The organism is Achromobacter sp. ACM03 (assembly GCF_014851665.1).
Classification (GTDB): Bacteria; Pseudomonadota; Gammaproteobacteria; order Burkholderiales; family Burkholderiaceae_B; genus Achromobacter; species Achromobacter aegrifaciens.
Genome location: NZ_JACVAD010000002.1, coordinates 1377913 through 1401483, shown reverse-complemented (window position 1 = coordinate 1401483; position 23571 = coordinate 1377913). Strand labels below are relative to the sequence as shown.

The window sequence follows — 23571 nt, the reverse complement described above, 5'->3', positions numbered from 1 at the left end:
ACCCTATACTGCAAGCATCCCCTGCTGCCCGGACCGGCCTCATGAGCGCATCCTTCACCACCCGCCCCGAAATACGCGGCACTTTCGGCGTGGTCTCTTCCACCCATTGGCTGGCCTCGCAAGTGGCCATGAGCGTGCTGGAGCGCGGCGGCAATGCCTATGACGCGGCGGTCGCGGGCGGCTTCGCGCTGCAGATCGTGGAACCGCACCTGAACGGTCCGGGCGGCGAAGTGCCCATCCTGCTCTGGAGCGAACGGGAACAGCGCATGCGCGCGCTCTGCGGCCAGGGCCCCGCGCCCGCGCTGGCCACGCCCGCCTATTTCCGCGGCCTGGGCCTGGACCTGGTGCCCGGCATCGGCCTGCTGCCCGCCACGGTGCCCGGCGCCTTCGGCGCCTGGCTGACCCTGCTGCGCGACTACGGCACCTGGGAACTGGCCGATGTGCTGCGCCCGGCGATCGACTATGCGCGCAACGGCTTTCCGCTGGTGCCGCGCATTTCGCAGGCCATTCTGGCGGTGCAGGCGCTGTTCCGCGACGAATGGACCAGTTCGCGCGAGGTCTGGCTGCCGAACGGCCGCGTACCTGCGCCCGACGCGCTGTTCCGCACGCCCGCCATCGCCGCCACCTATACCCGCATCCTGGACGAGGCGCACGCCCGCAGCACCGACCGGCGCGGCCGCATCGACGCTGCGCTGGAGGTCTGGTACCGCGGCTTCGTGGCCGACGCGATCGACGACTATTACACGCAGGCCGAGGTACGCGATACCACGGGCCAGCGCAACCGCGGCCTGCTGCGCAAATCCGATCTGGCCGATTGGCGCGCCACCTACGACGAGCCTCTGACTGGCCAATACGGCCGCTACACCGTGGCCAAGTGCGGGGTCTGGTCGCAAGGCCCGGTCCACCTGCAGCAACTGGCGATACTGCGGCACCTGGGCCTGGACGGGCTGGAGCCGACCTCGCCGCAATTCGTGCACTACGTGGCCGAGGCGGCCAAGCTGGCCTTCGCCGACCGCACCGCCTGGTACGGCGACCCTGCCTGCACGCAGGTGCCGCTGGCCGCTTTGCTCAGCGATGAGTACGCCCTCTCCCGCGCGGCAGGCATCGGCGCGCACGCTTCGTCCGAGTTCCTGCCGGGCAGCCCTGGCGGCCAGACACCGCGCCTGCCCGACCTGGACGCAGCCGTGCGCACCCTGGCTGCCTCCGACACCCGCTTCGGCGTGGGCGAACCGACCTTCGCCGCACTGCCGCCGGTAGCCGAATGGGCGGCGCGCGAGATCTTCGTGGGCGATACCTGCCAGATCGACGTCATCGACCGCGACGGCAATATGGTGGCCGCCACGCCGTCGGGCGGCTGGCTGTCGTCCAGCCCCGTCGTGCCCGGCCTGGGCTTCCCGCTGACCACGCGCCTGCAGATGACCTGGCTGGACGAAGGCGTGCCGGGCCAACTGCAACCGGGCAAGCGTCCCTGCACTACGCTGTCGCCCGGCCTCGCGCTGCGCGACGGGCAGCCTTACATGGCATTCGGCACGCCGGGCGGCGACCAGCAGGACCAATGGACGGTGGCATTCTTCCTGCGCCATGTCATGGGCATGAATCTGCAGGAGGCGATCGAAGCGCCCTCCTGGCATATCGATCACTTCCCGGGCTCGTTCTGGCCGCGCAGCCTTACCTTGAACCGGCTGACCGTGGAATCGCGCATGCCGGCCGCCACGCTGGAGGCGCTGCGCGCGGCGGGCCACGAGGTCAAGGTGGGGCCGGACTGGTCCGAAGGCCGCATCAGCGCCTGCACCCGCGAGCCTGCCGCGGGCGGCGGCCTGCTGCTGCGCGCCGGCGCCAACCCGCGCGGCATGCAGGGCTATGCCGCCGGCCGCTGAACCTGTTTCATTCAACCGGCATGCAGACCGGATATCAAGCAAAGGGGTAAACACCATGAAACTGCAATTCAAACGACTGCTGCGCTCGTTCGCGCTGGGGTTGGCGCTGGCCGCGCCCGCGCTCACCCACGCCGCGTGGCCCGAAAAACCCATCACGCTGATCGTGCCGTGGGCTGCGGGCGGCTCCACCGACATCCTGGCGCGCGTGCTGTCCGAAGGTTTGACCCAGTCGCTGGGCCAGCCCGTCATCGTGGAAAACCGCTCGGGCGCGTCCGGCAACATCGGCACCACCTTCGTGGCGCGCGCCAAGCCGGACGGCTACACCTTGCTGGTGGGCTCGATGAGCACGCACACGATGAACCAGGCGCTCTACTCCAGCATGCCGTTCGACGGTGTGAAGGACTTCACGCCCATCGCCGAGCTCGCGCTGGTCACCAACACCCTGGTGGTGAACCCGTCGGTCCCCGCGTCCAACGTGAAGGAGTTCATCGCCTACCTGAAGGCCAATCCCGGCACCGTGGCCTATGCCTCCGCCGGCCAGGGCTCCACCAACCATCTGAGCGCCGCGCTGTTCGAGAAGGCCGCCGGCGTGAAGATGATGCACATCCCCTATCGCGGCGGCGCGCCCGCGGTGCTGGACACCGTGGCCGGCCGCACGCAGGTGCTGTTCAGCGCCGGCACGCAGACCCTGCCGCATGTGCAGAACAACAAGCTGAAGCTGCTGGCCGTCACCGAGGAAGCGCGTTCGCCGCTGTTGCCCGAGGTGCCCACGGTAGCCGAGACCTTGCCGGGCTACGAGCTGTCGGTCTGGTACGGCGCCTTCGGCCCGGCAGGCATGCCGCCCGAACTGACCGCACGCCTGAACCGCGAGATCAACCTGATCCTCAAGCGTCCCGAAGTCATCAAGAAAATGGGCGACATGGGCGTGCTGCTGACCGAGACCACGCCGGAGCAATTCGGCCAGATCCTGGCGCGCGACGCCGACAAGTACGGCAAGCTGATCAAAGAACTGGGAATCACCGCCGAATGACCGTGAGCATCCAATCCACCGCGCCGGCGCAGGCCGGCGTGGCCGCCATCGCCCGGGCCTACGCGGCCGCCGATCCGGTCGCGGCCTTGCGCGCCATCGACGCCCATGCGCACGCCGCGCTGGCGCACACGCTGTGCACGGTCAACCGCTATGACGCGCAGGCCATGCGGGTGCTGCGGCTGTATAGCTCCAACCCCGAGGCCTATCCGCCCGGCGGCAGCAAGGACAAGAGCGGCACCGCCTGGGGCCGCCACGTCCTGCTGGAGCAAAAGCTGTTCGTCGGCGAAGGCGAGGACGCGATCCGCGAATTCTTCGACGACCATGACGCGATCCAGCGTCTGGGCCTGCGCTCGGTCATCAATGTGCCGGTGGTGTACGGCGGGGTCTGCCTGGGCACCGTCAACTTCCTGATGCCGCGCGCGGCGGTTTCGGATGCCGATGTGCAGGCCGCGCAGCTGGCGGGCCTGCTGGCGCTGCCTGCGTTCCAGGCGCTGCTTCCGCAGTCCTGAGGCCGCGGGGCCCGCCCGGGCCCCGCGCATGCTCAGATGAGCGCGCGCCGGATGCGCGCCGACGCCATGTCGATGATGACCACGAAAGCCACGATGATGATCATCACGGCGCAGGTTTCGGCGTAGCGGAAACTGCGGATGATCTCCCACAGCACGGTGCCGATGCCGCCCGCGCCGACGATGCCGACCACCGAGGCCGAACGCACGTTGGATTCGAAGCGGTACAGCGAATACGAGATCCACAGCGGCAGCACCTGCGGAATCACGCCGTAGACGATTTCCTCCAGCGCGTTCGCGCCGGTGGCGCGCACGCCTTCCACCGGACGCGGATCGATGGCCTCGACGGCTTCCGAGAACAGCTTGGCCAGCACGCCGGTGGTGTGCACCCACAGCGCCAGCACGCCGGCGAACGGGCCCAGCCCGACCGCCACGATGAACAGCATGGCGAACACCATTTCGTTGATGGCGCGGCACGCGTCCATCAGGCGTCGCATGGGCTGGTACACCCAGGCCGGCACCATGTTCGACGAGCACAGCAGCCCCAGCGGCACGGCGACCACGATGGCCAGGAAGGTGCCCCAGACCGCGATCTGCACGGTGACGATCATCTCGTCCAGGTACATGCGCCAGTCGCGGAAATTGGGCGGAAAGAAGTCGGCGGCGAACTGGGCCATATTGCCCGAATCGCGCAGCAGGTCCAGGGGCCGCATGTCGGCGCCCTTCCACGACATGACCAGCAACGCCAGCACGACGGCCCATACGAGCAGGACTGGCAGCGAGGAGCGCGGCGCGGCGGAAAGGCGGGAGGTCTGCATGGCTACGTTCATAGAAAAGGCGATCCGCTAGTTGGGTTTCAGTTGCGGGCAAGCCGGCGCGCCCCGCGGCGCGCCGGCTTGCCGCTTGCAGGCTTATTGCTTGGCGGCGGGCTGGCCCAGGCTGGCCAGCTTGCTGTCCAGCTCGGCCAGCTGTTTCTGCTTTTCGGCCTGGCCCAGCGTGGCGTCGGCTTCGACCTTGGCCTTCTCGCGCGCCAGTTCGATCTGGCGGATCGGCACCAGCTGCTGGTTGTCGGAGGCGCGGAAGCCCTGGTAGGTCAGCGCCTTCAGGTTGGCCAATTCGCGCTCGGCGTCCTTGCCCTTGCCGTAGTTGACGAAGAAGTCGCGGATGCGGACCTTCAGGTCTGCCGGCAGGTCGGTGCGCATGACCAGCGGATCGGCGGGGATCAGCGGCGACTTCCACAGCACGCGCACGCTGTCGTTGGCATCCTTGCCCGTGTTCAGGCGATAGCGCTCCAGCGCCTCGGTGTTGTTGACGGCCACGTCGACCTGCTTGTTGATGACCGACAGCAGATTGGTTTCGTGGTTGCTGGCGCGCACCGTCTTGAAGAAGGTCTTGGGTTCGATCTTGTTGGCGGCCCACAGGTAGTAGCCGGGCACAGCCGTACCCGAGGTCGAATTGGGATCGCCCGCGCCGTAGCTCAGCGTGCCGCCGCGCTTGAGCACGTCGTCCAGGGTCTTCAGGTTGCTGTCCTTATTGACGATCAGCAGCGACCAGTAGCCGGGGTTGCCGTCCTTGTCAATGACGGAGGCGAACACCTCGCCCTTGGCGCGGTCCACCGCCTCGATTGCGGACTTGTTGCCGAACCAGCCCATCTGCACCTTGTTGAAGCGCATGCCTTCGATGATGCCGGCATAGTCGGACGCGAAGAAGGGCTTGACCGGTACGCCGATCGCGCGGCTCAGGTCGTCGATGACCGGCTGCCATACGGACTTCAGGTTGGTCGACGATTCCGTCGAGATGATGCCGAAGTTCAGGGTCTTGGCGTCTTGCGCGTAGGCCTGCGCGGACAGGGCCGCGGCGGCGATCAGGGTGACAAAGGTTCTGCGTAGCATGGAAGGCTCCGGGGGGAAATGGGTCGGGATATCAGGCGGCTTGCGCCAGGCGGGACAGCGGCGCCATGCCGGGCATGGCCGGCGCTTGCGGCGCATATTCGGGAAGGAGTTCGCTCAATTCGGAGCCATACAGGTCGCTCAGCATCGAAGGCGTGAGCGCGGCGGAGGGGCCGTCATAGACGACCTTGCCATGGCGCAGCGCCACCACCCGCGGGCAGTAGCGTAGGGCCACGTCCACCTGGTGCAGCGACACCACTACGGCCACCTTGCGGCCGCGGTTGATCTGGGCCAGCGTGTCCATCACGCGGCGCGAGGATTCCGGATCCAGCGAGGCGATGGGTTCGTCGGCCAGGATGACGCGGGCGTTCTGCACCAGCGTGCGGGCGATGGCCGCGCGCTGCTGCTGGCCGCCGGACAGCGTCGAGGCGCGCTGAAATGCGTAGTCGTCTATACCAACCTGGGCAAGCGCTTCGAGGCCTTGCTGCACTTCGCCGCGCAGGAACCAGCGCGTCAGGCTGCGCCACAACGGCACGCGCGGCAGCAGCCCGGTCAGCACGTTGGTGATGACCGGCAGGCGACCGACCAGATTGAATTGCTGGAACACGAAACCGATGCCGGCGCGCGCGGAGCGCACGTCGCGGCTCAGGCGGCCATCGCGCTGGATCATGCGGCCGTTTACGGCCACGCTGCCCGAGTCGCCGGCCACGAAACCCGACAGATGGCGCAGCAGCGTCGACTTGCCCGAACCCGAGGCGCCGAGCAAGGCCACCATCTCGCCGTCGGCCACTTGCAGGTTCACGGCGTCCAGCGCCTTGGCGCCGGCGTGGAAGCTCTTGCTGAGCCCTTGTACTTCGATGGCGTAGGTCATCGTTGAATCCCCTTGGATGTGTTCATGGCGGCATTCTGTTTTCGCGGCATGACAGCACGATGACCTGGGAATCGATTCATTTGGCTGAAAATAGGGACACTGGAACGATCTGAAAGACGTTCGTCACAAAGGCCGTCTCCAGCCCGGCGCGCCGCAGGTATATTGGGGATATTCCCCACCAGCCTGGCGTTCATCATGATCAAAGGTTCCTGCCTGTGCAGCCGCGTCGCCTACGAGATCACGGGTCCGCTCACCGACGCCCTCAACTGCCATTGCACGATCTGCCGCAAGGCGCATGGCGCGGCATTCCGCAGCCGGGCGACGGTCCAGGTCAAGGACTTCGCCTGGACCCGCGGAGAAAACCACGTCACCTGGTACTGCTCGTCCCCGGGCAGCTACCGCGGCTTTTGCGAAGCCTGCGGCACGCCCCTCCTGACCCGCTTCGACCAGACGCCGGACGTCTACGGCCTGCCTCTAGGTCCGCTGGACGACGACCCGGGCATCAAGCCGGCAGCCCACTGCCACGTGGCCAGCAAGGCGCCCTGGTTCGACATCACCGACGGCCTGCCGCAGTACCCCGATGCGTATGGGGCGATGGAAGAAGACCATCCGCAGGCGGTTACATAAAAATTCAACCGAGTAGTTGAATTTTTTGGCGAGGCCAGACTATATTCAACCTCATGGTTGAATCTATTCCCTCCCCCGTCCTCGATGCCGTCTTTCGCGCGCTGGCCGACCCCACGCGCCGCGACATGCTGCGCAGCCTGGCCGGTGGCGAGCAGACCATCGGCGAACTGGCGGCGCCCCACAGCATGAGTTTCGCGGGCGCCTCCAAGCATGTGCAGGCCCTGGAACGCGCCGGTCTGGTGCGGCGCTCCATCCGCGGCCGCACGCACGTATGCAGCCTCAATCCCGAACCCATGGCCGAGGCCATGCAGTGGCTGCGCTTCTATGAGCAATTCTGGTCGGGCAAGCTGGGCGCGCTGGAAGCCGCGCTCGCCGCCAGCCGGTCCCCGGCCGCGTCTTCTGGAGAACCACATGAGTGATCACGGCGTCGTTCTGGACCCCACCTCCATCCGCTTCACGCGGATACTGCCCGCCAGCGTCGACGAGGTCTGGGCTTTTCTCACCGAATCCGAAAAACGCGGGCGCTGGCTGGCATCCGGCGACATGGAACTGCGCGAAGGCGGCGGCGTGACGCTGCGCTTCGTGCATGCGGACCTGTCCTCGGTGGCCGAACCAGTGCCTGACGCCTACAAGCCGTACGAAGGCGGCGTCACCACGCAAGGCGTCATCACCCGCTGCGAACCGCCGCATTTGCTGGCTTTCACCTGGGGCGGCTCCCCCGGCCATCCTTCCGAGGTCACCTTCGAGCTGTCGCCTCAGGGCGAGGAAACGCGCCTGGTGCTGACCCACCGCAAGCTGTCCTCGCGTGACGGCATGGTGGACGTGGCTGGCGGCTGGCATGTGCACCTGGGCGTGCTCGAAGCCCGCCTGGCCGGCCGTGCCCCCGGTCCGTTCTGGTCCGTGCTTAACCGGGTGGAAGCCGAATACCGTGAACGGATCCCGGCTCGCTAGAGTCGTTGAACAGCAACTATCGCAGCGCGGCTACAGATAAATACTGGCTAAATATTGCGCTTTGCAGTACCATAAGTCCGTGATTTTTCCGCAAAAACCGGGCTTCGGTCACTCTGCGTGCCAACCTGTACCGCCTGCGGGCAATGCTCCGGGGCAACCCAGGACGTGCCTGATTTTTCCGGAAAAACCCCTCCGCCACCGGGCGCGCCTCCACCTCCATAGTTGCGCGGCCTGGCAGCACAAGCTCCACCCCGCTTCTTCCGGCGATTTGCGCAAAACGCGCCGCCGCGACCAAGCCGCGCACCGCGCGCACACTGCCCACGCGGCGCGAGTATCCGTCATTTCAGACATCCGCTTCGGATGCCGTGGCCCTTACCCGCGCTTGCCCGGACGTTTTACGTTCAAACCGCTGGACCCGCCCGTTCGGGTCCGACGCGCTTGCCGCCTCGCGCGGCGCGCCATGCCGTCGGTATGGCTGCGCGTTTTGATAGGAGAAAAGAATGGCTAAAGAAGAACTTATCGAACTGGACGGCATCGTTGACGAAGTGCTGCCCGATAGCCGCTACCGTGTGAAGCTGGACAACGGCATCGAAGTCGGCGCCTACGCCTCCGGCCGCATCCGCAAGCACCGCATCCGCATCCTGGCCGGCGACCGCGTCACCCTGGAAATGTCGCCGTATGACCTGACCAAGGGCCGCATCAACTTCCGCCACAAGGACGAGCGCGGTCCCGCGCCGCAGCGTCCCCAGCAATTCCGCCGCTAAGCCAGGGCGACAGGGCCGGCCCTGCGCCGGCTCCCTTTTCGCGCCAGCCTTAAACCTGGGCCGCGCGATGCCGTAATGCGTGGAGCGCCCGTTCATGAAAGAATGGCGCCCTCTGCCCGGCGCGACGCCCGGCAGGATGAGCATGAAGCAAGATGGACCTGACACAAGATCTGCAAGCCGCCGCTGACCAGCTTGCCCTGGCGCGAAGAAAATTCGTCAAGGGCGAGGAAGGCCTGCGCCTGCTGCATCAGTCGCGCGAGGCCTTCATCAACAGCCTTCGCAATACCGGCCTCACCTACGCCGAGGCCAAGACCAAGTACGACAACTGCCTGGACGAGCAGGAAGCCGAGCAGCTCGAAGTGCGGCAGCAGATGGACTATGCCGAGCGCGTGCATCAGCACGTGCTGCAACTGATCGCGCAGCAGGCCGCAACGGCCTGAGGGCGCGGGTCCGCGCCCCCATCCCGGGACAGGATCAGGGCTTGAACGCCCCGATGAAGATGGCCGGATCGACGCGCGCGTCGTTCAGGCTGACGTTCCAGTGCAGGTGCGGGCCGGTGGCGCGGCCGGTGGCGCCCACCTTGCCCACCAATCCGCCGCGCGGCACTTCGTCGCCGACCTTCACGTCGATCGCCGACATGTGGCAGAACATGCTGACGAAGCCCTGGCCATGGTCCAGGAACACCGTCTTGCCATTGAAGAAGTAATCCCCCACCAGCACGACCACGCCAGCGGCCGGCGCCTTGATCGGCGTGCCCGAGGGCACGGCGAAATCCAGGCCCGAATGCGGATTGCGCTCTTCGCCATTGAAGAAGCGGCGCAGGCCGAAGGGACTGGACAGGCGGCCGCCGTTCACCGGGCGATCCAGCAGCAGGTTGCTGGGCGTGATGCCAGCGCGGTAGGCGCGGTTGGCGGCGGCCTGCTCGGCCTGCTCGCGTTCGATGCGCTTCATGTCGTCCGGATCCGGATTGACCTGGCGCGGATTCTTCAGCGTGATGTGCTGGGCCTTGTATTCCTTGGCGCCGACCTTGAAGGACACTGAACGCTTGCCTTGCGCGTCCTTGATATCCACCTGCTGCTCGCCCGGCTTCACGCTGAGCGGGATGCCGACCACGGCGATCCACTGCTTGCCCTCTTCACGCACGACCAGCACGCGCCGGCCCAGGAAGCTGACCTCGGGCGCGCGTTCGGCATTGCCCAGGCCCAGGACGGCGACGCCGCCAGGCACGGGAACGTTTAGCTTGCGGCTGATGAAACCGCTCTGCTGCTGCGCGCGGGCCGGCAGGCCCAGGCAAAGGGCGGCCGCGGCCAGGCCCAGCCGCAGGACGTCGCGACGATGCTGCATGGCGTTCACAGGCACAGGTTGGCGGGCTCGATGATGCTTTGGTCGCGGCGGGCGATGCGCGTGGACAGGCGCGCTTCGGTCTTGCCCTTCCAGTGCGTGGTCGTCAGCACGGCTTCGACACCCAGGCTGTCCTCCTGGATCAATTCAAAGCCGTTGCGCACCGCCTTCTGCTGGAAATTGATGCCCAGGTTCTTCCAGGATTCGGCGACGCAGGCCGTGTAGTCCTCGGGCGTACGTTGGGTGGAACCGTAGAAGACCGGATCGCGGTCGCGCACGTCTTTGACGTTGGCGCAGGCCGACAAGGCTGCCAGGACAGTAAGGGACAAAGCGGTGCGGACCTTCATGGCGATGGAACTCTCGAGCGGTTGGAGGTGGATGGGGCGGCCAATATAACGCAGCGCCAGGTCAAGCCTGCGGCGCGCGCCGGGCCGATTTGGGACGGAAGGCCGCAATGACTTCCGGCCGGGTTTCGGCGTATGGGCCGCCGATAAGATCGATGCAATAGGGAATGGCGGCGAAAATCCCCGGCACCTGCACGGCGCCGTCCTCGCCCTTCAGTCCTTCCAGCGTTTCGCGGATGGATTTCGGCTGGCCGGGCAGGTTCACGATCAGGGCGGCGTGCGCGGGCGTTTCCCGGATGACCGCCACCTGGCGCGACAGGATGGCCGTGGGCACGAAGCGCAGGCTGATCTGGCGCATCTGTTCGCCGAAGCCGGGCATTTCCTTGGTGCCGACGGCGAGCGTGGCCTCGGGCGTGACGTCGCGGCGCGCCGGACCGGTGCCGCCGGTGGTCAGGACCAGGTCGCAGCCGCAGCCGTCCACCAGTTCGATCAGCGTCTGGGAAATGCGTGCGGGTTCGTCGGGGATCAGGCGGTCCACCGCCTGCCAGGGCGAGGCCAGGGCGCCGCCCAGCCATTCGCGCAGCGCGGGCAGCCCCAGGTCCTGATAGGTGCCGCTGGAGGCGCGATCGGAAACGGACACCAGGCCCACGATCAGTTCGTCGGGGTGCTTGCGGGCGATACGGGTAGTGGCGGTCATGGGCTGCGCAATCTTGGTAAGAAACTGTCGGGCGGCGCGGATGCGGCCGTGGGCGAGGTCAATCATGGAAATCCAGAAGAGGCCCGCCAGAGCGATGCTATCGCATTCCTTCCCTGCGGGAATCGCGTCAGCAGGCAGCGCGCCGGCGGCGGCCCCTGTCGCAAAAAGGCGAATCGGCTTTGGCCCCGCTTTCCCGCGCTTGTTCCGGACATGTCCGCTCGATAACATCCGCTAACAAACCTATCCCAATAAAGAGGGCCCCGAGCGGCATTGGTTCCCCATGTTCAAACGCACACTACGGCAGCATGCGCTGGCGGCGGCGCTGGCCCTGGCCGCGGCGGCGGCCGCCGGATGGGGCGCCCTGCACTCCCTGGCGCTGAAGACGGAACCCGTGCCGGCGGCCGCTCCGGGCATCTACATCCCCAACCTGGGCAATACGCTGGAGGAACAGACGCGCAACCTGTCCCGCATGAGCCATGCCTTGCGCACGGGCGACAGGCTGGTGATCCTGGGTTCGTCGGAGCTGACCAGCAACGACCTGCGCTTCGTGCCGTACCGCTACCTGGCCGACGAATTGCAGATGCCTGTGCTGGCTTATGGCCATTCGGGATTCCAGTCTCTGGGCATGCAGCTGGTGCTGGCGGCGATGGCCGAGGACCTGTCGCCAGCCTCGCGCGTGGTGGTGATGCTGTCGCCGGGCTGGTTCGACGGCGACGGCGGGCTGGGTCCGGACGAATTCAAGGAACACGCCAATCCGCTGCTGCCCCGCCTGCTGCGGCAGCCCGAGGGCCGGGCGGAGGTGGTCCGCTGGCTGCAGGCCAAGGGCGACGCGGGCGTCGCCTGGTCCATGGCGGCCGAGCAGGCCTACGTCTTCCGCCAGCGGCTGGTCAACCTGTGGGCGCCCGTCCACGCAGCGCCTGCGCCCGAGCGCGAGCGCGAGGGGCCGCCCGCGGCCGCCCGGGTGGTGGACTGGGAGGCGCTGGCTGCCGAAGCCCAGGGCGCAGAACAGGCCCTGATGGGCGGCAACCGCTACGCCGTGCGCGATGAATTCTTCAATAAATACCTGCGCAGCATTCCCGAGGGCGGCAAGACCGCCTATCTGCCCCAGCCGCTGACCGGCCGGGACGAGCTGCGCGAACTGGACGCGCTGATGGCGCTGCTGCGGCAGCGCAGCGTCAATGCCCTGTTCGTCATGCAGCCGCTGCATCCGCTGGTGTTCAAGGACCTGGACCGCTTCGGGCCGGTGCAGCGGGAAGTCGCGGCGCTGTGCCAGCGCTATGCCATGCGCTGCATGGACATGTACAGCGCCCCCTTCGAGGTGGGGATGCTGCGGGACGTACAGCACCTGGGGGAACTGGGCTGGCTGCGCGTGAACCAGAAGATCGCTGAAGTGTTCTACCCATGAAGGATGGCCGGCAATGAAACGAACCCTGTGGCTGTGCCTGCTCTACCTGGGCGTCCTGGCGGTGATGGTGATCCAGGCGGATACCTCGGCGAACCTGGGCAAACCGATGGAAATCGAGTTCCAGTATTCGAAATTCTGACCCCGGGCGGGGTCGGCTGGCCGCACTTGGTAGCCGCAAGCAACCAGTGACAGGTCACAAATCTGCAATAATCGGCTCCTCTCGCCGGAACCTCCCCCGCCTCCATGTTCGACCTCTTCCACGGCCTAGACCTCTGGGTCGGCCTCAGCCTTGCGCTGGCCCTGACATTCGTCCTGGCCTTCGAATTCATCAACGGATTCCATGACACGGCGAACGCCGTGGCCACGGTCATCTACACCAAGGCCATGCCGCCGCATCTGGCGGTGGTGCTTTCCGGCATATTCAACTTCCTGGGCGTGCTGCTGGGCGGGGTGGGCGTGGCCTATGCCATCGTGCACCTGCTGCCGGTGGAGCTGCTGATCAACGTGGACACGGGCCGCGGGCTGGCCATGGTGTTCGCCATGCTGGCCGCGGCCATCGCCTGGAACCTGGGCACTTGGTACTTCGGCATTCCGGCGTCCAGCTCGCACACGCTGATCGGCTCGATCCTGGGCGTGGGCCTGGCCAACGCGCTGATCACCGACCTGCCGCTGGCGGACGGCGTCAACTGGGGCAAGGCCATCGACATCGGCCTGTCGCTGGTGGTGTCGCCGGTGGCCGGCTTCCTGGTGGCGGGCGGCCTGCTGCTGGCGCTCAAGCGCTGGCTGCCGCTGTCCAAGATGCACAAGACGCCGGAACAGCGCCGCGCCATCGACAATAAAAAGCATCCGCCCTTCTGGAACCGCCTGGTGCTGGTGCTGTCCGCCATGGGCGTGAGCTTCGTGCACGGCTCCAACGACGGACAGAAAGGGATTGGCCTGATCATGCTGGTGCTGATCGGCATCGTGCCCGCCAACTTCGTGCTGGACACCAACAGCACCACCTACCAGATCGAGCGCACCCGCGACGCCGCCAACCACCTGAACGTGTTCTACCAGCGCAATGAAGCCATGCTGGGCGAATACCTGGCGCTCAAGCGCGTGGACGCGACCACCGAACTGCCGCGCAACTTCCGCTGCGACCCCGAACTGACCATGCCGACCATCGCCGCGCTGCAGGCCGATCTGCACGGCGTGTCCAACTACGCCGACCTGTCGGCCGAGAAGCGCATCTCCGTGCGCCGCTACCTGCTCTGCCTGGACGACACGGCCAAGAAGGTCGCGCGCATCGAAGGGCTGCCGGCCCGCGAACGCGCCGACCTGCAACGCCTGCGCGCCGACCTGACAGCCACCACCGAATACGCCCCCTTCTGGGTGATCGTGGCAGTCGCCCTGGCGCTGGGCGCGGGCACCATGGTCGGCTGGCGCCGCGTGGTGCTGACGGTGGGCGAGAAGATCGGCAAGCAGGGCATGACCTATGCGCAGGGCATGTCCGCACAAGTCACCGCCATGGGCGCCATCGGCATCGCCAACGTCTTCAGCCTGCCTGTTTCCACCACCCACGTGCTGTCCTCGGGCGTGGCCGGGACCATGATCGCCAACAAGAGCGGCCTGCAAGGCAGCACCGTACGCAACATCCTGATGGCCTGGGTGCTGACCCTGCCCGCCTCGATGCTGCTGGCCGCCGGCCTGTTCTGGATCGGCGTGCAGATCGCTGGCTGATGATTCGCGGCCGTGCAGGCAATCTGCACGGCCGATGCAACACTCTGGCTATCCCGCCAGGCTTCCTGCCAGCCGTGCCCGCGTCTACCATGGCGCCATGGCTACCTCGAATCCCACCCTGCATTACATTTTCGACCCGCTCTGCGGCTGGTGCTATGGCGCCGCGCCGCTGGTGGAGGCGGCTCGAGCCGTCTCCGGGCTGGACATCGCGCTGCATGGCGGCGGCATGATGACGGGCGGCAACCGCCAGCCGGTCACCGACAGACTGCGCCGCTACGTCATGCCGCATGACGAGCGCATCGCCGGCCTGACCGGCCAGCCCTTCGGCGAAGACTATTTCAACGGCCTGTTGCGCGATGAGGGCGCGGTGTTCGATTCCGAGCCGCCCACCACTGCCATCCTGGCCGCGCAGACGCTGGCCGGTCGCGGCCTCGACCTGCTCAAGCGCATCCAGCGCGCCCACTACGTACAGGGGCTGCGCATCGCCGATCCGGCCGTACTGGCCTCCCTGGCGGCCGACATCGGCCTGGACCCGGCAGCCTTCCGCGCAGCCTATGACGCAGCCCAGGGCGCCGAAACCGCCACGCACATCGCCGCCAGCCGCAGGCTGCTGGCGCAGGTCGGCGGCAGCGGTTTTCCCACCCTGGCACTGGAACGCGATGGCGTCTACGAGATGCTGGAGCCCAGCCGCTACCTGGGCCGTCCGCAGGAATGGCAGGCGGACCTCGGCGCGCGCATCGGCCGCGCTTGAAGGCGGGCGCCCCGCGTCAGGCTTCTTCGATGTCCCCGTCGCGCTGCAAGGCGCGGTGCATGGCCGGACGGTCGCCCAGCCGCTCCGCGTAGGCGGTGAACACAGGGGTCTCGGGCAGAACCTTCACCTGCATCATGTATTGCAGGGTGCCGCCCAGCACGATGTCCGCGGCCGAGAACTTGTCGCCCAGGAAGAACGGCCGCGCCTGCAAGACCCGGGTCAGCACCTGCTCGACCTCCTCGGCCGAACCCCAGCCCAGCGCGCCGCCCGGATGCGGCGTCTTGAAGGCGCGCTCGGCCATGGCCGGTTCGAACACGCCGGTGGAATAGGCCAGCCAGGTCAGGTATGGCCCGCGCAGCGGGTCGCCCACCACCGGACCCAGCCCCGCTTGGGGGAACAGGTCGGTCAGGTAAAGGGCGATTGCCGGCGTCTCGAACACGGGCACGCCGTCGTGCACCAGGGCCGGCACCTTGCGATGCGGGTGGATGTCGATGTAGTCCGAGGGCATGTGGCCCGCGCTGTCGGTGCCGCGGATGGACACCATTTCGGTGTCGTAAGGCACGCCTAGTTCCTCGAGCAGCCAAAGTATCCGGAACGAGCGCGAACGCGGCGCATGATAAAGCGTAAGCATGGTCGGTCTCCGTGGAAGTCCGACCATTTTGCCCCGCGGGTCTTACGCCGCCAAGGCCAGCAACACCCCGTATCCCGCCATGCCCAGCAGCACCGCGACGCCGGCATTGCTGACCAGGCGGGCCGCCACGGCGGTCACGACCAGGCCGCCTGCGTAGGGGCCGAGGTTCGCCGCCTGGTCGCCGGCGGCCAGCAGGTCGGGCACGATCACCGCCGCGGCGATCCCAGCCAGCAGCGACGGCCCCAGGGCGGCCAGCGCCGAGCCTTCGCGCGACAGGTGGCGCAGCAGGCGGCTGCGCTCGGACAGCATGAAGGGCAAGGCGCGCGTCAGATAGGTGATGGCCGCCATGGCGATCACCGCGCCCCAGAAACCCAGTCCGTCGGTGTTCATGCGGGCCTCCTCATTCGATACGCCACGCAGCCGATGATCGCGCCGGCCAGGATGGCCAGGCTGGTATGGCCCAGCGCGGCCACGGCCCCGGCTCCGGCCACCGCCGCAACGATGGGCAGGCCCATGCCGCGCTTCGCGCTCTGGCACACCAGGGCCATGAACAGCGCCGGCAGCGCAAAGCGCATTACCTGTGACAGCATGGGGTAGTGGCGCTCCAGGCCGTCTCCCGCATAGACGCCGACGGCCGTGCCGGCGATCCAGGTCAGCCAAGCGCCCAGCCCCAGCGCGATCATCCAGCGCTGGCGGCCCGCGGGCTCCACGGTCTGCAAACGGTTGAAAGCGGTGGCGAAGACTTCATCGGTGAGCAGGAAGGCGACCTTCAGGCGCTCATTCAGTCCCGCCGGCAGGAACCGCGACAACAGCGGGCCGTACAGCAGATGGCGGGCGTTGAGCAGCGAGCACAGCGCCACCACCCACAGCCACGGGGTGCCGGCCTTGATGGAAGCGAGCAGCAGGAACTGGCTGGCGCCGGCATAGACCAGCACGGAAATCAGCACCACCTGCAGCGGAGACAGGCCCGCGGCCACGCCCGCGATGCCGAAGGTCACGGCCACCGGGAAGTAGCCGATCATGACGGGCAGGCAGGATTTCAGGCCGTCGATGCGGGCGCTGCCCGCCAGAGCGGGCGCATGGGCTGGAGGGGTCTGCAAGGTGTTCCGCTGGTCTCTTCAACAACCAGCTAGTTTACCCACCCGCGCACGGCCTACTTGTCCTCCAGGCCCAGCGCGCGCAGCTGCGCCTTCAGGCGACGGACTTCCTGGCTCAGGTCCAGGATCAGCGCCGCAGCGTCCAGGCCGGCGCCGTAATCCCGCACCAGGCGGCGGGCGTCCAGCGCGCGTTGCAGGTCGGCGCTGTAGAAGCGCCATTCGGCGGGCCTGGGACCGCTGGCATTGACGATGCCGACTTCGACCAGCCTGACGACCCATTCGACTTCTTCGCCGCAGGCGCGGGCCAGGTCGTCGGCGGAAAGCGGCCGGGACTTGCCCACGACCGTGGCGGTGGTGACGACTATTTTTTTCATGGTCATACCCCCAGGTGGCGCCGCGGATTGAAGGGCAGGTCCTGCTGCAGCTTGCGGTAGGCCTCCTTGGCCGCTTCGCTATCGGCGGGCGGCAACACCAGGTCCAGCACCAGGTAGAGGTCTCCGGGCGGATCGCCCGGAATGCCGCGGCCGCGCAGGCGCAGCTTGCGGCCGTTGGCGGACCCCGCGGGGATCGACACTTCGACCGTGCCGCCCGGCGTGGGCGCATGCACGCTGGCGCCGAGTGCCGCTTCCCACGGCGCCACCGGCAGCGTCATGTAGAGGTCGCGGCCGTCGGCGCGGTAGCGCGGATGCGGCTTGAAGCGGACTTCCAGATAGAGATCGCCGTTCTCGCCGCCGCCGTAGCCGGGCATGCCCTGCCCGGCCAGCCGGATGTACTGGCCTTCGCGCACGCCGGCGGGGATGCGCACGCTGAGCGTGCGGGTCTGCATGTGGGGGCGGCCCTGCTCGTCCATCTGCATGGAACGCAGGCTGATGTCGCGCGTGGCGCCCTTGAGCGCGTCTTCGAGGTCCACCTCGATCGCGGCGTGGTGGTCCTCGCCGCGCGCGCGGAATTCCTGTTGCTGCTGCGCCCCGCCGCGCCGGTTGCGGCCGCCGAACAGCGAAGAGAAGAACTCGCTGAACTGGGCCTCGTCGCCGGGCGCGGCGCCGCGGTGGAACTCGAAGCCTTCGTCCCAGCCGGGCGGCGGCTGGAAGCTGCCCTCGGGCGAGACGCCTGCGGCCAGATTGTCGTAGGCCTGGCGCTTTTCCTTGTCGCGCAGCACGTCATAGGCTTCGTTGACGTCGCGCATGCGCGTTTCGGCGTCGCTTTCCTTGCTGACGTCGGGATGGTATTTGCGGGCGAGCTTGCGGTAGGCGCGCCGGATGTCGTCTTCGGAGGCGTCCCGCTCCACGCCCAGCATGCTGTAGTAGTCCTTGAACTCCATGTGCAGCCCTTGGCAAAGCGTTGCGGCCGCTTCCGGTTGCGCCGGGTCCGGCCTGGGATATCAAGAAGATAGGGGTTATGGGGCGATTTTTCAATGCGCCTTGTCAGGCGTCGGGCATCGCGCATAATGTCCGATTGGCGCCCGGATGCGCCAGCCCCGACCACGACAGGCCCACAGGAACAGATCGTGCTGGAAATCATCGACGCAGACTTCAACAATCCCGAACACGGCCGCCAGGTGCTGGCCATGCTGAACGAGTACGCCAGCGGCCCCATGGGGGGCAACGCTCCCCTGCCCGCCTACGCACAGCAGAACCTGATCGCCGAACTGGCCCGCCGCCCGACGGCGCGGGCGCTGCTGGCCCGCATCGACGGCGAAGCCGCCGGCGTCGCGGTCTATCTCGAAGGCTTCTCCACCTTCGCCTGTCGCCCGCTGCTCAATCTGCACGACCTGGGCGTCGCGGAAAAATTCCAGGGCCGCGGCGTTGGCAAGGCCCTGCTGTCGGCGCTGGAAGAGCGGGCGCGTGACCTGGGCTGCTGCAAGATCACCCTGGAAGTGCTGGAAGGCAACGCGGTCGCCCAGGGGCTGTACCGCAAGCTCGGTTTCGAAGGCTATGCCCTGGACGAAACCACCGGCCGCGCGATGTTCTGGCACAAGAAACTGCCCGCGCTGGCGTAGTCTCCATTCTTTGGCGGACGCCATTGCGTCCGCGTCACAACGCAGGAATCACCATGAAGATGAGCAACATCCCCTTCGGCACCACCGACTGGTCCGAGGTCGAGCGCACCGAACACGCTGGCGAGACCGGCATGGCCTATTGGCGCACCCGGCAGTTCGGCGACCTGCGCGTGCGCATGGTCGAGTACACGGCCGGCTACCTGGCCGACCACTGGTGCAGCAAGGGCCACATCCTGTTCTGTCTGGAAGGCGAACTGCACACCGAGCTGGAAGACGGCCGGCAATTCGTGCTGACGCCGGGCATGAGCTACCAGGTCGCCGACCAGGCCGAACCGCACCGCTCATCCACCGCGACCGGCGCCAAGCTCTTCATCGTCGACTGAAGCCCCCCCCGGCGCGACAGCCCGGCCGTAGATGCGTTACGCTTTGACGTATCCGCGGCCCGCCGCCGCGGCACATGCCGTTACCCGTCAAACCGGAGACTAGATTTTGGGCGCCCCGCTTACGCTATTCGTCGATTCCCTGTTCCTCAGCCCCTACGCCATGTCGGCCTATGTGGCGCTGACTGAAAAACAGCTGCCGTTCGAGGTGCGCCCCATCGATCTGGAAGCGGGCGAGCAGCGCATGCAGCCCTACCAAAGCCGCGCGCTGACCTCGCGGGTGCCGGCCTTGACCCACGCGGATTTCAGCCTGACCGAATCCAGCGCCATCACCGAATACCTGGAAGACGCCTTCCCCGCCCCCGAGCACCCGGCGCTGTATCCGCGCGACCTGCGCCAGCGCGCCCGCGCCCGCCAACTGCAGGCCTGGCTGCGCAGCGACCTGGGAGCGCTGCGTCAGGAACGCCCCACGGAAACCGTGTTCTACGGCGCCGCCGGCCTGCCGTTGTCGGACGCCGCCCATGCCGCCGCGGCCAAGCTCATCCACGTGGGCGCCCATCTGCTGGGCGCGGACCGGACCTCGCTGTTCGATGAATGGTGCATCGCCGATACTGACCTCGCGGTCATGATCAAGCGCTTGTTCCAGGACGACCTGCCCGACGCCCTGCGCGCCTACGCCGACGCCCAGTGGCAGCGCCCCTCCGTCCAGAAATGGCTGGAGCACAACGCCGCCGCGCGCGCCTGAACCGCCCGGGAGCCGCGATGCAACTGCTGGATCACGTCTCCATCACCGTTTCCCGCCTGGACGCCGCCCGCCCCTTCTATGACGCCGTCATGCAGGCCTTGGGCGCGGCCAAGGTCTATGACCGCCCCGACGCGCTAGGCTACGGCGAGCGCTGCCGGGCAGGCAGCAGCCAGCACAGCTATCTCTCCGTGTTCGCCGATGACGCAGCCGCCCCCGCGGCGCGCCGGCACTGGTGCTTCAAGGCGCCCAGCCGCGCCGCCGTCGACGCTTTCCATGCCGCCGGCATGGCCCACGGCGGACGCGACGACGGCGCCCCGGGCTTGCGCGAGCACTACCACCCGCAGTATTACGCGGCCTTCCTGCTGGACCCTTCCGGCAACCGCATCGAAGCGGTGTGCCACGACCCTGACTGAACCGCTGCCCGGCTGACCAGTCCTAAAGGGGACGGATATATCGGCCACTGCTTGACCTGCATCAAGACACTTGATGTTGCACCGCAACATCAGTTGCGGTGTAATGGGGAGGTCAACTCGGCCGGTTCCACTCTGAATCGGCGCGGCGGCCCGCCGCCGCAAGCAACCTACAGGAGATCGCCATGGCCGGATCTGGCAACGATCGCGTACCCGCCCCGCCCTTCAACCCCTGGACTGCCGCCTACGAATACGCGGTGGACGCCTGGCAGCGCGGCGTGCTGTACGCCGATGTGATGCGCCAGCGTGGCAACCAGTACCACGAGCACATGGCCAAGCGCGCGCCCAACGTGCTTAGCATGGAGTCCGAACTGGTCATGGACGGCCGCTGTCTGCCGCGCCCCGTCAATTACGGCCTGCTGCGCATCAAGCCGCCGGAAGGCGTGGAAACCGACCCCATCAAACGGCCCTTCCTGGTGGTCGATCCGCGCGCCGGGCACGGCCCCGGCATCGGCGGCTTCAAGCCTGAAAGCGAGATCGGCGTGGCGCTGCGCGCCGGCCACCCCTGCTACTTCGCCACCTTCCTGCCGCAGCCCATGCCGACCCAGACCGTCGAGGACGTGATGATGGCCGAGGCGCGCTTCCTGGAAGAGATCATCGCGCTGCACCCCAACGCCGAAGGCAAGCCGGTGGTGGTCGCCAATTGCCAGGCCGGCTGGCAGATCATGATGACCGCCGCGGTCCGTCCCGAACTGTTCGGCCCCATCATCGTGGCGGGCGCGCCGCTGTCCTACTGGGCGGGCTGGCGCGGCATGAATCCCATGCGCTATGCCGGCGGCCTGCTGGGCGGCAGCTGGCTCACCGCCCTGACCAGCGACCTGGGCGACGGCAAGTTCGATGGCGCCTGGCTGGTGCAGAACTTCGAGAACCTGAATCCAGCCAACACCCTGTGGTCCAAGCAGTACAACCTGTACTCCAACGTCGACACCGAGGCCAAGCGCTACCTCAGCTTCGAAAAATGGTGGGGCGGCCACGTCTTCCTGAACGGCCCGGAAATCCAGTACATCGTCGACAACCTGTTCGTCGGCAACCGCCTGGCTACCGCCGGCCTGGTGACCTCGGACGGCATCCGCATCGACCTGCGCAACATCCGCTCGCCCATCGTGGTGTTCTGCTCCAAGGGCGACAACATCACGCCCCCGCCGCAGGCGCTGGGCTGGATCCCCGATCTGTACCAGGACGAATCCGAAGTGCTGGCGCACGGCCAGACCATCGTCTATGCGGTGCACGAAAGCATCGGCCATCTGGGCATCTTCGTGTCCGGCAGCGTGGCGCGCAAGGAGCACCAGGAATTCACGTCCAACATCGACATGATCGACGTGCTGCCGCCGGGCATCTACCAGGCGGAGATCGCCGACAAGACGCCCGACACGCCCAATGCCGACCTGGCCTATGGCAACTACGTGCTGTCGTTCGAGCAGCGCACGCTGGATGACGTGCGCGCCATCGTCGAGCGCAACGAAGAGGACGACCGCCGCTTCGCCGCCGTCGCCCGCATTTCCGACATCAACCTGGGCATGTACCGCAGCTTCATGCAACCCTGGCTGCGCGCCCTGGTGACGCCGCAATCGGCGGAATGGTCGCAGCGCCTGCATCCGCTGCGCCTGCCCTATGAACTGATCTCCGACCGCAATCCGGCCATCGCGCCGATTGCCCAAGTCGCCGAACAGGTGCGCGAACACCGCCAGCCGGTGTCGGCCGACAACCCCTTCCTGATGGCCCAGGAAATGTTCTCGAACCTGATCGAGACCAGCCTGAACATCTGGCAGGAACTGCGCGATTCCGCCGACGAACGCACCTTCATGGGCGTTTACGGTTCGCCGCTGGTGCAGGACCTGGCCGGCCTGGGCGCGCGCTCCGGCCCGCCGCGCAAGCATCCGGGCGTGTCGCCCGAGCATCGCCGCTTCATGGAAGAGCGCGCCGCCGAGCTGCGTTCGCTGATGCTGGAAGGCGGCCTGCGCGTTGCCGCGATCCGCATGCTGCTGTATGTGTCGGGCGCCGAAGGCGGCCTGGACGAACGCAGCTACGCGCTGATCCGCAAGATGCGCGCCGAATCGGACACCGCGCTGTCGTTGCAGGAATTCAAGGACATCATCCGCGACCAGGCTTTGATGATGACCCTGGACGCCGCCGGCGCCATCCAGGCCATACCGCACCTGCTGGACAACGCGCCCGCCGCCGCAATCCGCGAAACGCTGGACACCATGAAGCATGTGCTGGAAGCCGCCGAGCCCCTGAGCGAGGCCGCCCGCATCAGCCTGGACGAAATGGAACGCATCTTCGAGTACGCCGAACGCCGTGCGCAGAAGCGTGAGGAGGCTCAACAGCCGGCGCCCAGGAAAACGGCGACCGTTGCACGCAAATCGGTGCGCGCTGCGGCGGCCAGGCCCGAAGCGGCCTCGGCCTCGGCCTCGGCCGCGGCCGAGCCTGCCGTCCCGGTGCGCGCCAAGAAGCGTAGCGCCTCCGCCAAACCCGCCGCGCGTCCCGCGCGCAAATCCGCCAAGGCGAAATCCGCATGACGCTGCCTCCCACCTCCCACTACGACAGGCTCATCGCGCGCGCGCAGACGCTGGCGCCGGCGCATTGCGCCATCGCCCACCCCTGCGACGAACCCTCGCTGTCGGCCGCGCTCGAAGCCCGCGACCTGGGCCTGCTCAAGCCCATCCTGGTGGGCCCCGAGCAGAAGATCCGCGCCGTCGCTGCCGAGCACAAGTTCGACCTGGGCGATGCGCGCATCGTCGACGCGCCGCACAGCCACGCGGCAGCCGAATGCGCGGTCGCCCTGGTACGCAGCGGCGAAGCCGAACTGCTGATGAAGGGCAGCCTGCACACGGACGAACTCATGCACGAAGTGGTGGCGCGCAACACCGGGCTGCGCAGCAGCCGGCGCATCAGCCACGTCTTCATCATGGAAGTGCCGACCTACGCCGAACCGCTCTTCATCACCGATGCGGCGATCAACATCTTTCCGGACCTGGAAACCAAGGCCGACATCATCCGCAACGTGATCGACCTGCACCACGGCCTGGGCCTGGGCGAGCCGCGCGTGGCGATCCTGTCGGCGGTCGAACAGGTCAACCCCAGCATCCCCAGCACCATCGAAGCCGCGGCGCTGTGCAAGATGGCCGACCGCGGCCAGATCGAGGGCGGCCTGCTGGACGGCCCGCTGGCGCTGGACAACGCCATCAGCCCCGACGCCGCGCGCATCAAGGGCATACGCTCGCCGGTGGCCGGCGTGGCCCAGGTGCTGGTGGTGCCCGACCTGGAAGCCGGCAACATGCTGGCCAAGAACCTGACCTTCCTGGCCAATGCCGAGGCAGCCGGCATCGTGCTGGGCGCGCGCGTGCCCATCATCCTGACCAGCCGCGCCGACAGCCCGCGCTCGCGCCTCGCGTCCTGCGCGGTAGCCGCCATCTACGCCCACCACCTGGCCCAGCAACAGGCCCGCCCGCTCGCTTGAAGCGCCCCTCGGAATCC

At 67.4% G+C, this 23571-nt stretch carries 29 protein-coding genes; 18 read left to right on the top strand and 11 right to left on the bottom strand.

Annotated features, from left to right (window positions below; genetic code table 11):
- The first annotated feature begins 41 nt into the window (after window positions 1–41).
- Genes IB257_RS14695 through IB257_RS14685 form a run of 3 tightly spaced genes read left to right on the top strand, consistent with a single transcriptional unit; the run spans window position 42 to window position 3416 of the window.
- The gene (locus tag IB257_RS14695; RefSeq protein ID WP_192492480.1) at window positions 42–1877 is read left to right on the top strand and encodes a gamma-glutamyltransferase family protein; all 1836 of its coding nucleotides are present in this window, start codon (window positions 42–44) and stop codon (window positions 1875–1877) included.
- 55 nt (window positions 1878–1932) lie between these two features.
- Window positions 1933–2907: a tripartite tricarboxylate transporter substrate binding protein gene (locus IB257_RS14690; RefSeq protein ID WP_054451502.1), complete on the top strand. Its 975-nt coding sequence runs from the start codon at window positions 1933–1935 to the stop codon at window positions 2905–2907.
- Window positions 2904–3416: a GAF domain-containing protein gene (locus tag IB257_RS14685; RefSeq protein WP_192329107.1), complete on the top strand. Its 513-nt coding sequence runs from the start codon at window positions 2904–2906 to the stop codon at window positions 3414–3416. Before IB257_RS14690 ends, IB257_RS14685 begins: the two co-directional genes overlap by 4 nt.
- Before the next feature lie 32 nt (window positions 3417–3448).
- On the opposite strand, the gene phnE is transcribed toward IB257_RS14685, so the two are convergent.
- The 3 genes from phnE to phnC all read right to left on the bottom strand — a co-directional run bounded on the left by phnE (window position 3449) and on the right by phnC (window position 6173).
- Complete coding sequence (gene phnE / locus IB257_RS14680) at window positions 3449–4243, bottom strand: phosphonate ABC transporter, permease protein PhnE (RefSeq protein WP_054451506.1); 795 nt, start codon at window positions 4241–4243, stop codon at window positions 3449–3451.
- A gap of 81 nt (window positions 4244–4324) precedes the next feature.
- Complete coding sequence (gene phnD / locus IB257_RS14675; protein WP_054451508.1) at window positions 4325–5305, bottom strand: phosphonate ABC transporter substrate-binding protein; 981 nt, start codon at window positions 5303–5305, stop codon at window positions 4325–4327.
- A gap of 31 nt (window positions 5306–5336) precedes the next feature.
- Window positions 5337–6173 (bottom strand): phosphonate ABC transporter ATP-binding protein, encoded by an 837-nt coding sequence (gene phnC / locus IB257_RS14670; RefSeq protein WP_192492479.1) that lies wholly within the window; start codon window positions 6171–6173, stop codon window positions 5337–5339.
- Between the two features lie 195 nt (window positions 6174–6368).
- On the opposite strand from phnC, the gene IB257_RS14665 reads away from it, so the two are divergent.
- The 5 genes from IB257_RS14665 to IB257_RS14645 all read left to right on the top strand — a co-directional run bounded on the left by IB257_RS14665 (window position 6369) and on the right by IB257_RS14645 (window position 8955).
- Entirely contained in the window at window positions 6369–6800 is a 432-nt protein-coding gene (locus IB257_RS14665) for a GFA family protein (protein WP_054452219.1), read from the top strand.
- 53 nt (window positions 6801–6853) lie between these two features.
- Window positions 6854–7219, top strand: a complete 366-nt coding sequence (locus tag IB257_RS14660; RefSeq protein ID WP_054451512.1) for a helix-turn-helix transcriptional regulator — start codon at window positions 6854–6856, stop codon at window positions 7217–7219.
- Complete coding sequence (locus tag IB257_RS14655; RefSeq protein ID WP_054451513.1) at window positions 7212–7751, top strand: SRPBCC family protein; 540 nt, start codon at window positions 7212–7214, stop codon at window positions 7749–7751. Before IB257_RS14660 ends, IB257_RS14655 begins: the two co-directional genes overlap by 8 nt.
- 500 nt (window positions 7752–8251) lie before the next feature.
- Complete coding sequence (infA, locus tag IB257_RS14650; protein ID WP_013395703.1) at window positions 8252–8515, top strand: translation initiation factor IF-1; 264 nt, start codon at window positions 8252–8254, stop codon at window positions 8513–8515.
- Window positions 8516–8667: 152 nt separating this feature from the next.
- Window positions 8668–8955 carry a hypothetical protein gene (locus IB257_RS14645; protein ID WP_054451514.1) on the top strand — a complete coding sequence of 96 codons (288 nt, stop codon included), beginning with the start codon at window positions 8668–8670 and terminating at the stop codon, window positions 8953–8955.
- A 34-nt stretch (window positions 8956–8989) separates the two neighbouring features.
- Here IB257_RS14645 and IB257_RS14640 read toward each other — a convergent pair whose 3' ends face one another.
- From IB257_RS14640 to mog, 3 genes are all read right to left on the bottom strand, one after another.
- On the bottom strand, window positions 8990–9859 hold the full coding sequence (locus IB257_RS14640; protein WP_054452221.1) for a peptidoglycan DD-metalloendopeptidase family protein: 870 nt from the start codon (window positions 9857–9859) through the stop codon (window positions 8990–8992).
- A gap of 5 nt (window positions 9860–9864) precedes the next feature.
- Complete coding sequence (locus IB257_RS14635) at window positions 9865–10203, bottom strand: hypothetical protein (RefSeq protein ID WP_054451515.1); 339 nt, start codon at window positions 10201–10203, stop codon at window positions 9865–9867.
- A 61-nt stretch (window positions 10204–10264) separates the two neighbouring features.
- Window positions 10265–10897, bottom strand: coding sequence for a molybdopterin adenylyltransferase (mog, locus tag IB257_RS14630; protein WP_192492553.1), 633 nt, complete (start codon window positions 10895–10897; stop codon window positions 10265–10267).
- A gap of 280 nt (window positions 10898–11177) precedes the next feature.
- On the opposite strand from mog, the gene IB257_RS14625 reads away from it, so the two are divergent.
- From IB257_RS14625 to IB257_RS14615, 4 genes are all read left to right on the top strand, one after another.
- Complete coding sequence (locus IB257_RS14625; RefSeq protein ID WP_192492478.1) at window positions 11178–12302, top strand: D-alanyl-lipoteichoic acid biosynthesis protein DltD; 1125 nt, start codon at window positions 11178–11180, stop codon at window positions 12300–12302.
- Between the two features lie 13 nt (window positions 12303–12315).
- Window positions 12316–12441, top strand: a complete 126-nt coding sequence (locus IB257_RS31720; RefSeq protein ID WP_008162923.1) for a hypothetical protein — start codon at window positions 12316–12318, stop codon at window positions 12439–12441.
- A gap of 104 nt (window positions 12442–12545) precedes the next feature.
- Entirely contained in the window at window positions 12546–14021 is a 1476-nt protein-coding gene (locus tag IB257_RS14620; protein WP_054451517.1) for an inorganic phosphate transporter, read from the top strand.
- Window positions 14022–14118: 97 nt separating this feature from the next.
- A complete protein-coding gene (locus IB257_RS14615; RefSeq protein WP_119451067.1) occupies window positions 14119–14772 on the top strand; it encodes a DsbA family protein in 654 nt (217 codons plus the stop codon).
- A 16-nt stretch (window positions 14773–14788) separates the two neighbouring features.
- Here IB257_RS14615 and IB257_RS14610 read toward each other — a convergent pair whose 3' ends face one another.
- Genes IB257_RS14610 through IB257_RS14590 form a run of 5 tightly spaced genes read right to left on the bottom strand, consistent with a single transcriptional unit; the run spans window position 14789 to window position 17821 of the window.
- Window positions 14789–15403, bottom strand: coding sequence for a glutathione S-transferase family protein (locus IB257_RS14610; protein WP_054451518.1), 615 nt, complete (start codon window positions 15401–15403; stop codon window positions 14789–14791).
- 42 nt (window positions 15404–15445) lie between these two features.
- Window positions 15446–15793, bottom strand: coding sequence for an AzlD domain-containing protein (locus tag IB257_RS14605; RefSeq protein ID WP_054451519.1), 348 nt, complete (start codon window positions 15791–15793; stop codon window positions 15446–15448).
- On the bottom strand, window positions 15790–16503 hold the full coding sequence (locus IB257_RS14600) for an AzlC family ABC transporter permease (protein WP_119451054.1): 714 nt from the start codon (window positions 16501–16503) through the stop codon (window positions 15790–15792). The genes IB257_RS14605 and IB257_RS14600 overlap by 4 nt, the downstream gene beginning before the upstream one ends.
- 53 nt (window positions 16504–16556) lie before the next feature.
- Entirely contained in the window at window positions 16557–16874 is a 318-nt protein-coding gene (locus tag IB257_RS14595; protein ID WP_054452227.1) for a chaperone modulator CbpM, read from the bottom strand.
- A gap of 2 nt (window positions 16875–16876) precedes the next feature.
- Window positions 16877–17821, bottom strand: coding sequence for a DnaJ C-terminal domain-containing protein (locus IB257_RS14590; protein WP_119451053.1), 945 nt, complete (start codon window positions 17819–17821; stop codon window positions 16877–16879).
- A gap of 186 nt (window positions 17822–18007) precedes the next feature.
- Between IB257_RS14590 and IB257_RS14585 the strand changes: the two genes are divergently transcribed.
- The 6 genes from IB257_RS14585 to IB257_RS14560 all read left to right on the top strand — a co-directional run bounded on the left by IB257_RS14585 (window position 18008) and on the right by IB257_RS14560 (window position 23554).
- Complete coding sequence (locus IB257_RS14585; protein ID WP_119451052.1) at window positions 18008–18499, top strand: GNAT family N-acetyltransferase; 492 nt, start codon at window positions 18008–18010, stop codon at window positions 18497–18499.
- Window positions 18500–18552: 53 nt separating this feature from the next.
- A complete protein-coding gene (locus tag IB257_RS14580) occupies window positions 18553–18882 on the top strand; it encodes a DHCW motif cupin fold protein (protein WP_054451523.1) in 330 nt (109 codons plus the stop codon).
- A 106-nt stretch (window positions 18883–18988) separates the two neighbouring features.
- A complete protein-coding gene (gene yfcF, locus IB257_RS14575) occupies window positions 18989–19624 on the top strand; it encodes a glutathione transferase (protein ID WP_054451524.1) in 636 nt (211 codons plus the stop codon).
- Between the two features lie 17 nt (window positions 19625–19641).
- Window positions 19642–20037, top strand: a complete 396-nt coding sequence (locus IB257_RS14570) for a VOC family protein (RefSeq protein WP_119451051.1) — start codon at window positions 19642–19644, stop codon at window positions 20035–20037.
- A gap of 182 nt (window positions 20038–20219) precedes the next feature.
- Window positions 20220–22613 carry a DUF3141 domain-containing protein gene (locus IB257_RS14565; RefSeq protein WP_192492477.1) on the top strand — a complete coding sequence of 798 codons (2394 nt, stop codon included), beginning with the start codon at window positions 20220–20222 and terminating at the stop codon, window positions 22611–22613.
- Window positions 22610–23554 carry a phosphate acetyltransferase gene (locus IB257_RS14560; protein WP_054451527.1) on the top strand — a complete coding sequence of 315 codons (945 nt, stop codon included), beginning with the start codon at window positions 22610–22612 and terminating at the stop codon, window positions 23552–23554. The genes IB257_RS14565 and IB257_RS14560 overlap by 4 nt, the downstream gene beginning before the upstream one ends.
- Window positions 23555–23571: the final 17 nt, after the last annotated feature.

Excerpts from the sequence above, each read along its gene's own strand:
- infA (WP_013395703.1), top strand. The coding sequence starts at position 8,252 with ATGGCTAAAGAAGAACTTATCGAACTGGACGGCATCGTTGACGAAGTG.
- IB257_RS14610 (WP_054451518.1), bottom strand. The coding sequence starts at position 15,403 with ATGCTTACGCTTTATCATGCGCCGCGTTCGCGCTCGTTCCGGATACTT.
- IB257_RS14615 (WP_119451067.1), top strand. The coding sequence starts at position 14,119 with ATGGCTACCTCGAATCCCACCCTGCATTACATTTTCGACCCGCTCTGC.
- IB257_RS14655 (WP_054451513.1), top strand. The coding sequence starts at position 7,212 with ATGAGTGATCACGGCGTCGTTCTGGACCCCACCTCCATCCGCTTCACG.
- IB257_RS14560 (WP_054451527.1), top strand. The coding sequence starts at position 22,610 with ATGACGCTGCCTCCCACCTCCCACTACGACAGGCTCATCGCGCGCGCG.
- IB257_RS14590 (WP_119451053.1), bottom strand. The coding sequence starts at position 17,821 with ATGGAGTTCAAGGACTACTACAGCATGCTGGGCGTGGAGCGGGACGCC.
- IB257_RS14665 (WP_054452219.1), top strand. The coding sequence starts at position 6,369 with ATGATCAAAGGTTCCTGCCTGTGCAGCCGCGTCGCCTACGAGATCACG.
- IB257_RS14685 (WP_192329107.1), top strand. The coding sequence starts at position 2,904 with ATGACCGTGAGCATCCAATCCACCGCGCCGGCGCAGGCCGGCGTGGCC.
- IB257_RS31720 (WP_008162923.1), top strand. The coding sequence starts at position 12,316 with ATGAAACGAACCCTGTGGCTGTGCCTGCTCTACCTGGGCGTCCTGGCG.
- IB257_RS14635 (WP_054451515.1), bottom strand. The coding sequence starts at position 10,203 with ATGAAGGTCCGCACCGCTTTGTCCCTTACTGTCCTGGCAGCCTTGTCG.
- IB257_RS14580 (WP_054451523.1), top strand. The coding sequence starts at position 18,553 with ATGAAGATGAGCAACATCCCCTTCGGCACCACCGACTGGTCCGAGGTC.
- IB257_RS14645 (WP_054451514.1), top strand. The coding sequence starts at position 8,668 with ATGGACCTGACACAAGATCTGCAAGCCGCCGCTGACCAGCTTGCCCTG.
- IB257_RS14595 (WP_054452227.1), bottom strand. The coding sequence starts at position 16,874 with ATGAAAAAAATAGTCGTCACCACCGCCACGGTCGTGGGCAAGTCCCGG.
- IB257_RS14570 (WP_119451051.1), top strand. The coding sequence starts at position 19,642 with ATGCAACTGCTGGATCACGTCTCCATCACCGTTTCCCGCCTGGACGCC.
- IB257_RS14690 (WP_054451502.1), top strand. The coding sequence starts at position 1,933 with ATGAAACTGCAATTCAAACGACTGCTGCGCTCGTTCGCGCTGGGGTTG.
- IB257_RS14620 (WP_054451517.1), top strand. The coding sequence starts at position 12,546 with ATGTTCGACCTCTTCCACGGCCTAGACCTCTGGGTCGGCCTCAGCCTT.
- phnD (WP_054451508.1), bottom strand. The coding sequence starts at position 5,305 with ATGCTACGCAGAACCTTTGTCACCCTGATCGCCGCCGCGGCCCTGTCC.
- phnC (WP_192492479.1), bottom strand. The coding sequence starts at position 6,173 with ATGACCTACGCCATCGAAGTACAAGGGCTCAGCAAGAGCTTCCACGCC.
- IB257_RS14640 (WP_054452221.1), bottom strand. The coding sequence starts at position 9,859 with ATGCAGCATCGTCGCGACGTCCTGCGGCTGGGCCTGGCCGCGGCCGCC.
- IB257_RS14605 (WP_054451519.1), bottom strand. The coding sequence starts at position 15,793 with ATGAACACCGACGGACTGGGTTTCTGGGGCGCGGTGATCGCCATGGCG.
- IB257_RS14625 (WP_192492478.1), top strand. The coding sequence starts at position 11,178 with ATGTTCAAACGCACACTACGGCAGCATGCGCTGGCGGCGGCGCTGGCC.
- IB257_RS14695 (WP_192492480.1), top strand. The coding sequence starts at position 42 with ATGAGCGCATCCTTCACCACCCGCCCCGAAATACGCGGCACTTTCGGC.
- mog (WP_192492553.1), bottom strand. The coding sequence starts at position 10,897 with ATGACCGCCACTACCCGTATCGCCCGCAAGCACCCCGACGAACTGATC.
- IB257_RS14660 (WP_054451512.1), top strand. The coding sequence starts at position 6,854 with ATGGTTGAATCTATTCCCTCCCCCGTCCTCGATGCCGTCTTTCGCGCG.
- IB257_RS14565 (WP_192492477.1), top strand. The coding sequence starts at position 20,220 with ATGGCCGGATCTGGCAACGATCGCGTACCCGCCCCGCCCTTCAACCCC.
- phnE (WP_054451506.1), bottom strand. The coding sequence starts at position 4,243 with ATGAACGTAGCCATGCAGACCTCCCGCCTTTCCGCCGCGCCGCGCTCC.